This window comes from Rahnella rivi, from assembly GCF_019049655.1.
Lineage (GTDB): Bacteria > Pseudomonadota > Gammaproteobacteria > Enterobacterales > Enterobacteriaceae > Rahnella > Rahnella rivi.
On the sequence record NZ_JAFMOX010000060.1, the window covers coordinates 38,828 to 54,408 of the forward strand.

The 15,581-nt window shown below is 56.7% G+C and carries 13 protein-coding genes; 9 read left to right on the forward strand and 4 right to left on the reverse strand.

All coding sequences use genetic code 11. The annotated features are described in order from the left end of the window. Window positions 1-96 precede the first annotated feature (96 nt). The gene (locus J1779_RS13290; protein ID WP_056769166.1) at window positions 97-1,017 is read left to right on the forward strand and encodes a LysR family transcriptional regulator; all 921 of its coding nucleotides are present in this window, start codon (window positions 97-99) and stop codon (window positions 1,015-1,017) included. Window positions 1,018-1,053: 36 nt separating this feature from the next. On the opposite strand, the gene tsgA is transcribed toward J1779_RS13290, so the two are convergent. Further along, window positions 1,054-2,253, reverse strand: a complete 1,200-nt coding sequence (tsgA, locus tag J1779_RS13295) for an MFS transporter TsgA (protein ID WP_056769167.1) — start codon at window positions 2,251-2,253, stop codon at window positions 1,054-1,056. 278 nt (window positions 2,254-2,531) lie between these two features. Here tsgA and J1779_RS13300 point away from each other — a divergent pair, with 278 nt between their 5' ends. From J1779_RS13300 to gsiD, 5 genes are all read left to right on the forward strand, one after another. Beyond that, window positions 2,532-3,545 (forward strand): isoaspartyl peptidase/L-asparaginase family protein, encoded by a 1,014-nt coding sequence (locus J1779_RS13300; protein ID WP_217203981.1) that lies wholly within the window; start codon window positions 2,532-2,534, stop codon window positions 3,543-3,545. Window positions 3,546-3,553: 8 nt separating this feature from the next. Next, a complete protein-coding gene (gene gsiA / locus J1779_RS13305) occupies window positions 3,554-5,410 on the forward strand; it encodes a glutathione ABC transporter ATP-binding protein GsiA (RefSeq protein ID WP_420804207.1) in 1,857 nt (618 codons plus the stop codon). Window positions 5,411-5,481: 71 nt separating this feature from the next. Further along, window positions 5,482-7,038: a glutathione ABC transporter substrate-binding protein GsiB gene (gene gsiB, locus J1779_RS13310; RefSeq protein ID WP_183847662.1), complete on the forward strand. Its 1,557-nt coding sequence runs from the start codon at window positions 5,482-5,484 to the stop codon at window positions 7,036-7,038. 111 nt (window positions 7,039-7,149) lie between these two features. After that, window positions 7,150-8,070 (forward strand): glutathione ABC transporter permease GsiC, encoded by a 921-nt coding sequence (gene gsiC, locus J1779_RS13315; RefSeq protein WP_056769173.1) that lies wholly within the window; start codon window positions 7,150-7,152, stop codon window positions 8,068-8,070. An 8-nt stretch (window positions 8,071-8,078) separates the two neighbouring features. After that, window positions 8,079-8,999 (forward strand): glutathione ABC transporter permease GsiD, encoded by a 921-nt coding sequence (gsiD, locus tag J1779_RS13320; RefSeq protein ID WP_122094707.1) that lies wholly within the window; start codon window positions 8,079-8,081, stop codon window positions 8,997-8,999. Between the two features lie 147 nt (window positions 9,000-9,146). Here gsiD and fghA read toward each other — a convergent pair whose 3' ends face one another. Genes fghA through ptrR form a run of 3 tightly spaced genes read right to left on the reverse strand, consistent with a single transcriptional unit; the run spans window position 9,147 to window position 12,096 of the window. Continuing rightward, on the reverse strand, window positions 9,147-10,004 hold the full coding sequence (fghA, locus tag J1779_RS13325; RefSeq protein WP_217203983.1) for an S-formylglutathione hydrolase: 858 nt from the start codon (window positions 10,002-10,004) through the stop codon (window positions 9,147-9,149). Between the two features lie 10 nt (window positions 10,005-10,014). Next, the gene (locus J1779_RS13330) at window positions 10,015-11,139 is read right to left on the reverse strand and encodes an S-(hydroxymethyl)glutathione dehydrogenase/class III alcohol dehydrogenase (protein WP_122094711.1); all 1,125 of its coding nucleotides are present in this window, start codon (window positions 11,137-11,139) and stop codon (window positions 10,015-10,017) included. Between the two features lie 27 nt (window positions 11,140-11,166). Further along, entirely contained in the window at window positions 11,167-12,096 is a 930-nt protein-coding gene (gene ptrR, locus J1779_RS13335; RefSeq protein ID WP_056769180.1) for a putrescine utilization regulator PtrR, read from the reverse strand. 190 nt (window positions 12,097-12,286) lie between these two features. Here ptrR and J1779_RS13340 point away from each other — a divergent pair, with 190 nt between their 5' ends. The 3 genes from J1779_RS13340 (at window position 12,287) to yeiB (ending at window position 15,472) form a co-directional block, all read left to right on the forward strand. Then, complete coding sequence (locus J1779_RS13340) at window positions 12,287-13,411, forward strand: YbfB/YjiJ family MFS transporter (protein ID WP_056769182.1); 1,125 nt, start codon at window positions 12,287-12,289, stop codon at window positions 13,409-13,411. 128 nt (window positions 13,412-13,539) lie between these two features. After that, window positions 13,540-14,205 carry a GTP cyclohydrolase I FolE gene (gene folE, locus J1779_RS13345; protein ID WP_056769184.1) on the forward strand — a complete coding sequence of 222 codons (666 nt, stop codon included), beginning with the start codon at window positions 13,540-13,542 and terminating at the stop codon, window positions 14,203-14,205. Between the two features lie 112 nt (window positions 14,206-14,317). Continuing rightward, window positions 14,318-15,472: a DUF418 domain-containing protein YeiB gene (gene yeiB, locus J1779_RS13350; protein ID WP_183847656.1), complete on the forward strand. Its 1,155-nt coding sequence runs from the start codon at window positions 14,318-14,320 to the stop codon at window positions 15,470-15,472. The last annotated feature ends 109 nt before the right edge of the window (window positions 15,473-15,581 follow it).

Genomic DNA, 15,581 nt, shown 5'->3' on the forward strand with positions numbered 1-15,581 from the left:
TCAGGTCTAATACCGTTCGGGGCCGGGATTTATAGTCAAAATCTATAAATCGGATGCGCCATGAATGCGGGATAAACGGATGTTTTGGAGAGAAGTATGACGCGCCCCTTTACGGATTCGGTGTTCGATCTGGGTCAGATCAATCTGCGGCTTATGCACTATTTTCGCGTGGTGGCGGAGGAGCTGAGTTTCAGCAAAGCCGCGGTGCGGCTGAATATGTCGCAACCGCCGCTCAGCCTGCATATTAAAGAGCTGGAAGTGATGCTCGGCACGCCGCTGTTTTTGCGCACCACGCGTTCGGTGGCGCTGACGCCTGCCGGTGCGGCGCTGATGCGTGAAGCCGGGCTGATGCTCGACGGCATCAACCGTTCGTTGCATCAGGTACGTAAAATCGGGCGCGGTGAGGTCGGCCATATTCAGTTCGGCACCGTGGGCACCGCCGCGTGGGGGCCGCTGATGCCCGCACTGAACCGGTTCGGTGAGAGTGCGCCGGAGATCACCTGGTCGATTACCGAACTGACGCCGTTGCAGCAAATTGATGCCCTGCAACTGCAAAGGATTGATATCGGTATCTGGCGCGAAGCCAAACTGACGCTGCCGCAGGGGTTATCCAGCAGGCTGATGGGGCGCGAAAACGTCGCTCTGGCGATTGCGGAAAATCATCCGCTGGCCGCGAAAAACAGCGTGGTGCTGGGCGAGCTGGCGCATGAGGATTTCATTCTGATGCCGATGAACACGTCCAGCCTCGGCGGTTATCTCTATTCGATGTGCCGTCAGCACGGCTTTTTGCCGCAGGTCAGGCATCAGGTGAACGAGCCACAAACCGCGCTGGCGCTGGTGGCGAACGGTTATGGCATCACGCTGCTGCCGGAAAGCTATGCGCGGATCCACTGGCCGGGCGTGCGTTTCTGCGCGCTGAGCGAACGGTTACCGGTAGATTTGTATGCCCTGTATCAGGCGGACTCGCTGATACCGGCGGCGGCACGTTTTCTGGATTCACTGGGGGAGGACGTCTGAAGCAGCAGGGCCGGAGCCCTGCTGTGAGGGAACATCTTAGTGCGCGGAAACGTCGTGGTTAATCTTTTCGGCCTTACTTTTCAGGCTGGCGAAAATCACCATCAGCACCAGTAACGCGTAGGAAATGGTCGCGATGTTCAGCGCCCAGAACAAGCCGTATCGGTTGTAGATGAACGAAGAGAACGACGCAAAAATCAGCGTACCGACGGAGCTGGTGGTCAGCAGCGCAGAGGTCAGCGTTGGCGGAGAGTTTTTCACCTGCAGGCTGCCGTAGCTCATCAGGCCGGAGAACAGGCCGGAGTTACAGAAACCGAACAGACCGACCGCAAACAGCACCAGCGACGCCGAGTTGCTGGTGGTCAGCACGCTCAGGCTCGCCATGCCGACTACCACGGACACCAGCAGGAAGGTGCGCAGTTTGACGAAGCGAACGGTGAACTGGTTCAGGAACAGGCCAATCGCTTTCACCATCCAGTAGGTGGTGATGTAAATCGCGGCGCGATCGGTTTCCATGGCGAAATGCTCATGCAGCCAGCTTGGCATCCACAGCGTAAAGACCAGTTCGGTGAACACGAAGGCGAACAGTGCGATACACAGGAAAAACACCGCGATGCCCCAGGGTTCCTGCGCGACACTGCTGTTTTTCTCGGTTTTCACCGGGCGGGCTACGGTCGGGAATTTCTGGCCTGCACACAGCAGGATCATCAGCAGGCTGAGTACGCCCATAATGCCGTACATCGCCAGCCAGCTTGCGCCGTGCTTGAACAGGAAACCGAGCACCAGCGACAGCGTCATGCCGGAGAGGGCAAAGAAGAAATCGGTGAAAATAAGGTTGGCCGAGCGCTTTTTCGGATCGTCATTAATGCGCACCACCAGATAGCTGCCGATAGACATCATCAGGCCAGCAGTGGCACCAATCAGGAAGACACCCACACCAAACAGCGTGATAGACGGCATCACGAACAGCGCGATACACACCAGCACAGAAACCAGCGAGCCGGTCATCAGCTGTTTGCCGAGATCAAATTTCCGCATCAGGATGCCGCTGACCATAATCGGCAGGAACAAACCAATATTCATTAATGAGAACATTTGCCCGATAAAGCCCGGATCTTTGTTGAATGCGGTTGCCACTGGCCCGATAACGATACCGAGGGTGGAAACCAGTCCACCGGTAAAGAAGTAACTGAGCCAGGAGATCACATTGATCCGACGGCGGTTATAGACAGTTTCCATAACTGATTTCCTAAAAAGAAAAAATATAAAAAGGCCGCAGGAAGCTTAGCCAGAGGTGCTTTTATCCACGGTTAGGACGTTTATTATTCCCGTTCTTTAGTCATTTGTCTTGGATGTTTATTCGATCCCCTTATTTAATTTTCTTAAACAATCTAAGCAATTAGCGCGTTATCAGTGGTTTTACATTTCTGCTTTACATACTGTAGCGGGCTAAATATAGTCAAAAACAGGTCAGCATTTCTCTTTACATAAATACAACAACACAGGATGCAGTGCTAATGAGTTCTTCTACTGATAATTCAGCGGCTTCCGTTTCGAACACGTTGTGTCCGGTCATTGCGATTCATGGCGGTGCAGGGGCGATCACCCGCGCGGCGATGAGTGCCGAAAAAGAACAACTTTATTTAGCCGAGCTGGAGCGCATTGTCGCCAGCGGGCAGGCCATTCTGGCCTCGGGAGGCAGCGCGCTGGATGCGGTGACCGAGGCGGTGCGTTTACTGGAAGAGTGCCCGCTGTTTAATGCCGGAAAGGGCGCTGTTTTCACCCATCAGGGCACCCACGAATTAGACGCCTGCATCATGGATGGCCGCACGCTGGATGCCGGTGCCATCAGCTGCGTCAATCACATCCGTAACCCTATCCTCACCGCCCGTAAAGTGCTGGAAGTCAGCCCGCACGTGATGTTCACCGGCGCGGGCGCCGAAGCCTTTGCCCGCGAACAGGGGCAGGAGATGGTCGGGCCGGACTACTTCTTTACGCAGGAACGCTACGACCAGCTGCAACGGGCCATCGCCGCAGACAGCGGCGTTATCCTCGATCACGATGGCGCATCACAGAGCGCCACGCCGTCCGGCGATCCGCTCGATCCGGAACATAAATTTGGCACCGTGGGCGCGGTGGCGATGGACGCGCTGGGGAATCTGGCCGCGGCGACGTCCACCGGCGGCATGACCAACAAACAAGCTGGCCGCGTGGGTGATTCACCAATCATCGGCGCGGGCTGCTATGCCAGCAACAAAACAGTCGCCATTTCCAGCACCGGCACCGGCGAAGTGTTTATGCGCATGGTGGCGGCTTACGACGTGGCGGCGCTGATCGAATACGCCGGTTTATCCCTTGAAGAAGCGACGCACAAAGTGGTGCAGGAAAAGCTGCTGCCGCTCGGCGGTATCGGCGGCATGATCGCCATCGACCGTTTCGGCAACGTCGTTTTACCTTTTAACAGCGAAGGCATGTACCGCGGATTTGCCCGCGTGGGCGACGTGCCGAGCGTCAGTATCTACCGTTCATGAAGGATGCCATGAACCCATCTCTGATCCTGCCGCCCGGCCAGGTTCTGGCGGTGAATAATCTCAGCGTACAGTTTTCGCATGAGGGTCAGGTGATCCCGGCGGTTAACCGTCTGAGCTTTGAGGTCGGGCGCGGCGAAACGCTGGCGATTGTTGGCGAGTCCGGTTCCGGTAAATCGGTCACTTCGCTGGCGCTGATGCGTCTGGTGGAGCAGGGCGGCGGGCAGATTTCACAGGGCAACATGCAGTTTCGGCGTCGTAACGGCGAAGTGGTTGAACTGATGGCCGCGTCGCAGTCGCAGATGCGCAGCCTGCGCGGTGCCGATATGGCGATGATATTTCAGGAGCCGATGACGTCGCTCAATCCGGTATTTCCGGTGGGCGAACAAATTGCCGAATCCATCCGTCTGCATCAGGGGAAAGACCATCGCGCCGCCCGTGCCGAAGCGTTGCGGATGCTGGATCTGGTGCGCATTCCCGAAGCCAAAAATATTCTCGACAGCTTTCCACATCAGCTTTCCGGCGGTATGCGCCAGCGGGTGATGATTGCGATGGCGCTGTCATGCAAACCTGCGTTGCTGATTGCCGACGAGCCGACTACCGCGCTGGATGTGACGATTCAGGCGCAGATCCTGCAACTCATCCGCGTGCTGCAAAAAGAGATGCAGATGGGCGTCATTTTTATCACCCACGATATGGGCGTGGTGGCTGAAATTGCCGACCGCGTGCTGGTGATGCATAAAGGCAACAGCGTGGAAACCGGCGACGTCACGGCAATTTTCCATGCCCCGCAGCAGCCGTATACCCAGGCGCTGCTGGCGGCGGTGCCGAAACTCGGTTCGATGCACGGCAAACCGCTCCCTGCGCGCTTTCCGCTGCCTGAGCAACAAGAGAGCGATCCGGCGCTGGTGCAAAATACCCTGACGCCGGGCGCCGCGCCGATTTTGCAGGTGAAAAATCTGGTCACCCGCTTTGATGTGCGCAGCGGTATTTTTAACCGCGTCACCCGGCGCATTCACGCAGTGGAAAAAGTCAGTTTCGATTTATACCCCGGCGAAACGCTGGCGCTGGTCGGTGAATCCGGCTGCGGAAAATCCACCACCGGCCGCTCGTTGCTGAAACTGGTGAAAAGTCAGGGTGGAACGATCACCTTTAACGGCGAGCCGCTGACCTACGTCAGCGGCAGCGCGCTGCAACATCTGCGCCGCGACATTCAGTTTATCTTTCAGGATCCCTACGCTTCGCTCGATCCGCGCCTGACGGTGGGGTATTCGATCATGGAACCCTTGCTGGTTCACCACATCGCGAAGGGGAAAGAGGCGGAGGCACGCGTTGCCTGGCTGCTGGAAAAAGTCGGGCTGCTGCCGGAGCACGCGCAGCGCTATCCTCACGAATTTTCCGGAGGGCAGCGCCAGCGCATTTGCATCGCCCGCGCGCTGGCGCTCAATCCTAAAGTGGTCATCGCTGACGAATCCGTGTCGGCGCTGGACGTGTCTATCCAGGCACAGATCATCAATTTACTGATGGATCTGCAGAAAGAGTTTGGCCTGGCCTTTCTGTTTATTTCGCACGACATGGCGGTGGTGGAGCGCATCAGTCACCGCGTGGCGGTGATGTATCTCGGGCAGATCGTTGAGATCGGCCCGCGCCGCGCGGTGTTTGAAAATCCGCAGCATGCTTACACCCGCAAACTGATGGCGGCCGTGCCGGTGGCCGATCCGGCGCATAAACGAAAAGAGCAGGCGCTGCTGGTCGATGACATTCCCAGCCCGATCCATGATTTGCATGATGAGCCTTTGGTTGCGCCGCTGGTGCAGGTGGCGGAAGGGCATTTCGTGGCGCGGCATGCGATTGCCGGCGTGTATTGATTTTTGTGGCGGCTTATTTTGAGCCGCCAATCTTCGTAAGACAAACGGGTTAGACAGGAAAAGGAACTGAGATGAATCAGCAGAAACGTAAAGGTAAGAACGTTATTCGTCAGGCCGTGCTCGCTGCCGCTGTTTTCGGTTCGCTGGCGTCCGCTTCGGCGTGGGCAGCAAAAGACGTGGTGGTGGCGGTAGGCTCTAATTTTACCTCGCTCGATCCTTATGACGCCAACGACACGCTGTCTCAGGCGGTCGCCAAATCCTTCTATCAGGGTCTGTTTGGCTTTGATAAAAACATGAAACTGGAGAACGTGCTGGCAGACAGCTACACGGTCAGCCCGGACGGTCTGGTTTACACCGTTAAACTGCATCCGGGGATCAAATTCCAGGACGGCACGGATTTCAACGCGGCGGCGGTAAAAGTGAACTTCGACCGCGCCAGCAACCCGGACAGCCACCTCAAGCGTTATAACCTGTTCAAAAATATCGCCAGCACCGAAGCGGTGGATGACACCACGGTGAAAATCACGCTGAAAGAACCGTTCTCGGCGTTCATCAACATTCTGGCGCACCCGTCTGCGGTGATGATTTCCCCGGCGGCGCTGACCAAATACGGTAAAGAGATCGGTTTCCATCCGGTCGGTACCGGTCCGTATACGCTGGATCAGTGGAATCAGACTGACTTCGTGAAAGTGAAGAAATTTGATGGCTACTGGAAGAAAGACGAAACAAAACTCGACACCATCACCTGGCGTCCGGTGGTTGATAACAACACCCGTGCGGCGATGCTGCAAACCGGCGAAGCGGATTTCGCCTTCCCGGTGCCTTATGAGCAGGCGGCCTTGCTGGAGAAAAATCCGAAGCTGGATCTGGTGACCGCGCCGTCGATTCTGCATCGTTACATCAGCCTGAACGTCACGCAAAAACCGTTTGATAACGTGAAAGTGCGTGAGGCAATCAACTATGCCATCAATAAACAGGCGCTGATCAAAGTGGCGTTTGCCGGTTATGCCGTGCCGTCGGAAGGGCCGTTGCCACAGGGCATCGAATACGCTGCAAAATTCAAACCCTGGCCTTACGATCCGGCCAAAGCGAAAGCACTGCTGAAAGAAGCGGGCTACCCGGACGGTTTCACGACCACCCTGTGGTCGTCGCATAACAACAGCACCTCGCAGAAAGTCTTGCAGTTCACGCAGCAGCAGCTGGCGCAGGTGGGCATCAAAGTGAACGTGACCGCGATGGATGCCGCGCAGCGTGCGGCTCAGGTCGAGAACGTCGGGCAGAAAGAAGCGGGTGTCCGCATGTTCTACACCGGCTGGTCGGCCTCTACCGGTGAAGCAGACTGGGCGTTATCGCCGCTGTTCTCCACGCAGGCGGCTCCGCCGAAACAGTTCGGCACGGCGTTTTACAGCAATGCGCAGGTCGATAAAGATTTGTCCGATGCCCTGAAAACCACCGACAAAGCCGAGAAAGCCAAACTGTATGCGGATGCTCAGAAACAAATCTGGACAGATGCACCCTGGGCATTCCTGGTGACCGAACGTCTGGTATCGGCTAAAAACAAACGTCTGACCGGGTTCTACGTCATGCCTGATACGGCATTCAGCTTTGATGAAGCTGATGTGAAATAATTCGCGATGGAGTTTTCAGGGCGTGCGGCGTGAGTGCCGTACGCCCTGAAGTCGTGTGTTCCGTGTGGCCGGAACATGGATGTCGTACCGTGAAATCACAGACAGCGAATCATGCTTAATTATTTTCTAAAACGACTGCTTGGATTGATCCCCACACTGCTGATCGTGGCCGTGCTGGTCTTTTTGTTTGTTCATCTTTTGCCCGGCGATCCGGCACGGCTGATGGCCGGTCAGGACGCGGATGCCAGCGTTGTGGCGCTGGTGCGTCAGGATCTGGGGCTGGATAAGCCGCTGTATCAGCAATTTCTCACTTTCTTCGGCAATGCGCTGACCGGCGATTTCGGCCACTCGATGGTGTCGAAGCGCCCGGTGATCGATGAAATCAGTTCCCGTTTTATGCCGACTTTCTGGCTGACGCTGACCAGCATGGTGTGGTCTGTGATTTTCGGGCTGGTGATTGGCGTGGTGTCAGCCGTCTGGCGCAACCGCTGGCCCGATCGTCTCGGTATGGCGCTGGCCGTCTCCGGTATTTCCTTTCCGGCTTTTGCTCTGGGCATGTTACTGATGCAGGTGTTCTCCGTCGAACTGGGCTGGCTGCCAACCGTGGGTGCCGACACCTGGCAACACTACATTCTGCCTTCCATTACGCTGGGGGCGGCGGTGGCGGCCATCATGGCGCGCTTTACCCGCGCCTCGTTCGTCGAAGTGATGCAGGAAGATTACATGCGCACCGCGCGCGCGAAGGGCGTCCACGAGGGGTTTGTGGTCGTCAAACACGGCTTGCGTAACGCGATGATCCCGGTGGTCACCATGATGGGGTTGCAGTTTGGTTTCCTGCTCGGCGGTTCTATTGTGGTAGAAAAAGTCTTCAACTGGCCGGGGTTAGGGCGGTTGCTGGTGGATTCGGTGGAGATGCGTGATTACCCGGTGATCCAGGCCGAAGTGTTGCTGTTCTCGCTGGAATTCATTTTGATCAATCTGCTGGTGGACATGTTGTACGCCGTGATTAACCCTTCCATCCGATACAAGTGAGCAAGCGCATGAAAAACTGGCGGCGAAATGCCGTACTCGCGGGTCTGCCGATGGTCACTGCACAAACGGCCAGCGCGCAATCTGTCAGGACGCCGTGGAAGGCGTTCTGGCGTCGTTTTCGCCGTCAGCATATCGCGATGATAGCGGGCGTTTTTATCCTGCTGCTGATTGCTGCGGCGCTTCTTGCGCCGTGGCTGGTGCCCTTTGATCCGGAAAATTACTTTGATTACGACCGGCTGAACGAAGGCCCGTCAATGATTCACTGGCTGGGCGTCGATTCTCTCGGGCGCGATATTTTCAGCCGTATTCTGATGGGGACGCGGATTTCACTGACGGCGGGCGTGCTTTCTGTGGTGCTCGGCGCGGCGATCGGCACGGTGTTCGGGCTGCTGGCGGGATATTACGAAGGCTGGTGGGATCGCATCACCATGCGCGTTTGCGACGTATTGTTCGCCTTCCCCGGCATTCTGCTGGCGATCGCCGTGGTGGCGGTGATGGGTAACGGCATGTCGAACGTCATCATTGCCGTGGCGATATTCAGCATCCCGGCGTTCGCGCGGCTGGTGCGTGGCAACACGCTGGTGCTTAAACAGCAGACCTACATTGAATCTGCACGCAGCATCGGCGCCTCAGATGCCACAATCCTCTTCCGCCACATTCTGCCCGGCACGCTTTCCTCGATCGTGGTCTATTTCACCATGCGTATCGGCACGTCGATTATCACCGCGGCCAGCCTGTCGTTCCTTGGCATGGGTGCGCAACCGCCAACGCCGGAGTGGGGCGCGATGCTTAACGAAGCCCGCGCCGACATGGTCATGGCACCGCACGTGGCCATATTCCCAAGCCTGGCAATATTCCTGACCGTGCTGGCGTTTAATTTATTGGGCGATGGATTACGGGATGCGCTGGATCCAAAACTGAAGAATTAAGGGATCGCGCAGCGTGGAGATTAAGACGTGGAAATGCCAGAGAGGGCTGTCATCGCCCTCTCTGGCCGGTTTTGCACTCATTGCGACGTGGTAACCGTTATTGAGAAACCAAAAATTTCTCACTCAGCATCGAAAGGCATTACGCGCTCACACCTTCGGATGCAAAAACTCCGCATGGAATCTCAGGTGATCTTCCACAAATGACGCAATCGTAAAGTAACTGTGGTCATAACCCGGCTGCGCGCGCAGCTGTAACGGCCATCCGCGCTGACGGGCGATTTCTGCCAGTTTTGAGGGTTGCAGCTGATCCGCCAGGAACTGATCACCGTCGCCCTGATCGACTAAAATCGGGAACGGGTACTGATCCGCTGGCAGTGAACTCAGCAGGTGGCAACTGTCGTATTGCAGCCACTGACTCTCGTCATCCCCCAGATACGCGCTGAAAGCTTTACGCCCCCATGGCACCTGTGACGGATTCACGATCGGCGCAAAAGCAGACACTGAAAGGAAGCGCTGCGGGTTACGCAATGCCAGCATCAATGCCCCGTGGCCGCCCATGGAGTGGCCGGAAATCGACTGACGATCGCTGACCTTAAAGTGGCTGTTAATCAGCGCAGGCAGTTCATCCACCAGATAATCGTACATCCGGTAATGAGACGCCCAGGGCGCCTGCGTGGCGTTCAGATAGAAGCCTGCACCCTGACCGAGATCGTAACCCTCATCGTTGGCGACGCCTTCCCCGCGCGGGCTGGTATCCGGCATCACCAGCACCAGACCGAGTTCTGCCGCGACGCGCTGCGCCCCGGCTTTAACGGTAAAGTTTTCGTCATTACAGGTCAGGCCCGACAGCCAGTACAGCACCGGCGGCGGCGTGTCGTCCTTCGCCGGCGGCAGGTAAATGCTGAACGTCATGCTGCAATTCAGGCTCGCCGAGGTATGGCGGTAGCGCTGCTGCCAGCCGCCAAACATCCGGTGTTCTTCGAGGAGTTCAATTGAGCTGCTCATCGACACTTCCTTACTTGTTGAAATGAATCACCGTACGGATCGACTTACCTTCGTGCATCAAATCAAAGGCTTCATTGATGTCTTCCAGTGGCATGGTGTGCGTGATGAAATCGTTGAGGGCGAATTCGCCATCCAGATAACGCTGCACGATGCCCGGCAATTCGCTGCGGCCTTTGACGCCACCGAAAGCGGAACCGCGCCATACGCGGCCTGTCACCAGCTGGAACGGACGGGTGGAGATCTCTTCACCCGCACCGGCCACGCCGATGATGACGGATTCGCCCCAGCCTTTATGGCAGCATTCCAGCGCTGAACGCATCACGTTGACGTTACCGATGCATTCGAAGGAGAAGTCCACGCCGCCGTCGGTCATTTCGACGATCACTTCCTGAATCGGCTTATCAAAATCTTTCGGATTGATCAGGTCGGTTGCGCCAAGTTTGCGTGCCAGATCGAACTTACTGGTGTTCAGATCAACACCAATAATGCGGCCTGCGCCCGCCATCACGGCACCGATCACCGCAGAAAGACCGATACCGCCGAGGCCGAAGATCGCCACGGTGTCGCCTTTCTTCACTTTTGCAGTGTTCATGACCGCGCCCATACCGGTAGTGACGCCACAACCCAGCAGGCAGACCTCTTCCAGCGGCGCTTCTTTGTTGATTTTCGCCAGTGAAATTTCCGGTACTACGGTGTATTCGGAGAACGTGGACGTGCCCATGTAATGGAAAATCGGCTTGCCATCTTTAGAGAAACGCGTGGTGCCATCCGGCATCAGGCCTTTGCCCTGCGTGGTGCGGATTGCCTGACACAGGTTAGTTTTGCCGGATTTACAGTATTTACACTCGCCACATTCCGGCGTGTACAACGGGATCACATGGTCGCCCACGGCCAGAGTGGTGACGCCTTCGCCGACCGCTTCTACCACGCCGCCGCCTTCATGGCCGAGGATCGCCGGGAATACGCCTTCCGGATCTTTGCCGGACAGCGTGTAAGCATCAGTATGACAAACACCGGTGGCGACGATACGCACCAGCACTTCGCCTTTTTGCGGTGGCATCAAATCCACTTCTTCGATGGAAAGAGGTTGATTCGGGCCCCAGGCGACGGCCGCGCGCGTTTTGATCATTTTCATTATGTAGCTCCAGTCAGGTGTTTTTACTTAATAGGTGGGATGCAGTGCCGGGTCATGTTCACCGGCAAGCGGGTGTTTCAGTAACGGGACCACCCCGTCATTTTGTACGATGATCTGTTCTTTCAGCGCCCGCACGTTGGGGCTGAAAGCATCCCGCCGCCAGATAAGCCAGGTGGCGGTATCGGCGAATTCATCCGGGATTTCGTGAATATTTACGCGCTCGTGGCCGGGCAGTTGCTCCAGCACCGATCGCGGCACCATGGCGATGCCCGCACCGCTGGCAACGCACGCCATCATGGAATGGTAGGACTGAATTTCCAGGGTGTTCGCCACCGGCACATTCATCTGCTTAATCCACCCCTGTAAACGCTGGCGATACGAACAGCTCGGGCGGAAGGCGAAAACGGTATGGCCGCTGCGGCCTGCGGGGGCTTCAAGGGGCGATTCACCCGGCGGGGTGATCACCACCATCCGTTCACGATACGAAATACAGCCGTTGAGATCGTCAAAGTCGATCGGGCCGTCGACCAGCGCAGCCGCAAGACGTCCTGCCCGCACGCTGTCGATGATCTCGCCGGACGTGCCGGTGACCAGCGAAAGGGCCACTTGCGGGTACGCCTGATGATAGGCCGCGAGCAGTGACGGCAGACGGGTGGCGGCGGTGCTTTCCATTGAGCCTAAGGCGAAGTTCCCGGCGGGTTCGCCTGCATGCGTGATGCTCATCGCTTCTTCGCTCAGCGCCAGAATACGCTCGGCGTAATTAAGAAAGTTATGGCCCATCGCGGAAAGGCGGATGCGCTGCTTCTCACGGATAAACAAATCGGTGCCCAGTTCGAGTTCGAGCTGGCGCAGACGGGTGGTCAGGTTTGACGGCACGCGATGTAACTGCTCTGCCGCACGCGCCAGTGAGCCCGTTTCTGCCACGCAGCAAAACATTCGCAACTGGGTGAGATCCATGATGAGTTCCTGTGTTCTCTTATCGTAAACAACTTGGTTTGTATTATTCAGTTTTCGTGATTGTAACTTTACTGCATCATGCATGACAACTTTCTTTTTCAGAAAGGCACTGTTAACGGAGATCCGCTTTCAGTATGTTTACCCACTGTTTCTATAATGTTGCGTCGCGGTTTCACCTTTCGGAGCGGTTATGGCTTTTCGTATTGCGTTAAGTGGTTTTCTGGCCTTTGTGGTCGCGATGGGCATCGGGCGCTTTGCCTTTACGCCGCAGGTTCCTTTAATGATAGCTGAACATCAGTTCAGCCTGACCGGTGCGGGGCTGGTGGCCGCGTTCAATTATCTCGGTTATCTGTGTGGTGCTTTTGACGCCATGCGCGCGACCCGCCACCTTGAGCGTCGTCTCTGGCTCGGCGTATGGGGCGGAGTGGTGCTGACGTTGCTGTCGGCGGTGATTTCCGGCGAAGTGCTGCACAGCATTGTGCGGTTTATGATTGGCTGGACCAGCGGCTGGGCGATGGTGATGGTGTCGGCGTGGTGTAACGAGCGGCTGGCGCACTATGGCCGTCCGGCAATGAGCGCGGCGGTGTTTGCCGGGCCGGGCGCGGGGATTTTCCTGAGCGGCATGTTAGCCGTGGGCATTCACAGTTTGCAGCTCAGTTCGGCGCAGGCCTGGTGCGTATACGGCGTGCTGGCGTTGATTTTCGTGGCGATCATCACACCGAATCTGCCGCGGAAGGGAGATTTGCACCGCTCGCACGTGGCGACGGAACCGCTGGTGATGACGCCCGCGCTGAAACGCCTGGTGTGGAGCTACAGTCTGGCGGGGTTTGGCTACATTCTGCCTGCCACTTTTCTTTCGCAGATGGCGAATGCCCGTTTTCCTGACAGCCTGTTTGCACAGTTTGTCTGGCCGGTGTTCGGCGGTGCGGCGGTCATTGGCATTGTAATAGGGATTTTGACGCGTCATTGCCTGACCACTCACCGGCGTCTGGCGCTGACATTGTGGATCCAGGCGCTGGGGATTTTATGTGCGGAAGTGGTGCCGGGGGTCAGCGGGCTGGTGCTGGGAGCGTTACTGACCGGCGGCGGGTTCCTGAGCGTGGTGCAACTGGCCTTACAATGCAGCCGCGAACTGGCGCCGAATCATAGCCGTTACATGGCGGGGCTGCTGACCACCGGCTACGCCGTGGGGCAATTGTGTGGCCCGATATTGTCGGCCATCTCTACGGCGCTCACGCACCGTCTGGAACCTGCGCTGTATGTCGCCCTGGCAGGATTTATTATTGCAGGTGCTCTGGTGTTTCGCCGCCGCTGATAACTTGCGGCGATTTCATCCATCATGAAACACAATCACTGGATTCTGAATCCGCTCTCCACTACAGTAAGCCACCTCACTTTAGCGTGATCTGCGTCAAAGTGATTACATCTGCCGGAGAAGAAAGAATGCCTACCCTGAGTAAAGAAGCCATTTTAGTTCACGATGCCCTGTTAGCCCGTGGTCTGGAAACCCCTTTGCGTGAAGCGCTGCCGATCGACAATGAGACGCGCAAACAGCGTATTCAGGAACACATGACCGGCATCATGCAGCTTCTCAATCTGGATCTCTCCGACGACAGTCTGATGGAAACGCCAAGCCGCATCGCGAAAATGTATGTCGATGAAATCTTCTCCGGGCTGGATTACGCCAATTTCCCAAAAATCACCGTCATCGAAAATAAGATGAAAGTGGATGAAATGGTGACGGTGCGCGACATCACGCTGACCAGCACCTGTGAACATCATTTTGTGACCATCGACGGCAAAGCGACCGTGGCATATATCCCGAAAGACACGGTGATCGGCCTGTCGAAAATCAACCGCATCGTGCAGTTCTTCTCCCAGCGCCCGCAGGTTCAGGAACGCCTGACCCAGCAGATTCTGGTGGCGCTGCAAACGTTGCTTGGCACCACCAACGTGGCTGTCTCTATTGATGCCGTGCACTACTGCGTGAAAGCGCGTGGCGTGCGGGACGCGACCAGCGCCACCACCACCACATCGCTGGGCGGACTGTTCAAATCGAGCCAGAATACGCGTCAGGAATTCCTGCGTACCGTAAGACACGCCAGCTAAGCGGCGGCGCGTTAACCGGTCAGAAAGTTTGATATTGCGGCACCTTACGGGTGCCGTTAGTCTGTCTGAAGCCCGCAACTTTTTGCCCCCTTATCTAACAGGAACGTCTGGTATGCGCTCACGTATTGCCACGCTCGATTTTGCCCGTGGCCTCGCCATTTTTGGCATTCTTCTGCTCAATATCAGTGCCTTTGGCTTGCCGAAGGCCGCCTACCTGAATCCAGGTTTTGCCGGTGCACCTTCAACGTCAGATGTCTGGACCTGGGCGGTGCTCGACGCCGTGGCGCAGGGTAAATTCCTGATGATGTTCGCGATGCTGTTCGGCGGCGGCTTGTATTTACTGCTGCCACGCGGCAAACACTGGATCCAGGCGCGATTATCGCTGTTGCTGTTATGCGGATTTCTGCACGCCATTTTTCTGTGGGACGGCGACATTCTGCTTTCTTACGGCCTTATCGGTCTGGTGTGCTGGCGCATGGTGCGGGAAGGGCGCAGCAGCCAGTCGATGATTTCCACCGGCATCATTTTGTATCTGATTGGCGTGGCCGTGCTGGCGATGCTCGGCCTGATCACCTCACCTTCACCCGGCACATTCTGGATGCCCGGCCCGGCAGAGATCCAATATGAACAGTTCTGGAAGCTGAAAGGCGGCTGGGAAGCGATACAAAACCGGCTCGACTTGTTGTCTTCAAGCCTGCTGGCGATTGGCGCGCAATACGGCTGGGAGCTGGCGGGGGCGATGATGACAGGGGCAGGGCTGATGCGCAGTGGCTGGCTGAAAGGGGAATTTCGCGAGTCGCATTATCGTAAAGTGGCAGCGGCACTGTTACCGCTTTCATTGCTCATTCAGATCCCGGCGATTTATATGCAATGGAAGACCGGCTGGGACTATCGCTGGAGCGGTTTTCTGTTACAGGTGCCGCGTGAAATCGGCTCGCTGATGCAGGCTGTCAGCTATCTGGCGCTGTGCTACGGTTTCTGGTCGGTGATTTCCGGCTGGCGCATCACTCACTGGATCTCGCAGGTCGGGCGCATGGCGCTGAGCAACTATCTGTTACAGACCCTCATCTGCACCACGTTCTTCAATGTGTTCGGCTTCTTTATGCACTTCGACAGGTTGCAACTGGTCGCGCTGGTACCGCTGGTGTGGGCGTGCAATCTGCTGGTGACGCTGCTGTGGTTACGGCATTTCCGTCAGGGTCCGGTCGAATGGCTGTGGCGTAAACTGACGCTTCGCGCATCGGGCACTGAACTCAAGGCTGACTGATTTTTGTACTGTCACATCATCCTAAATGATAGATTTGGGATGGACGTTGCATAATTGTATGTAAACGTTTTCTTTCCTGTGACGAGATTCACGCAGGCGTTTCCTCAAA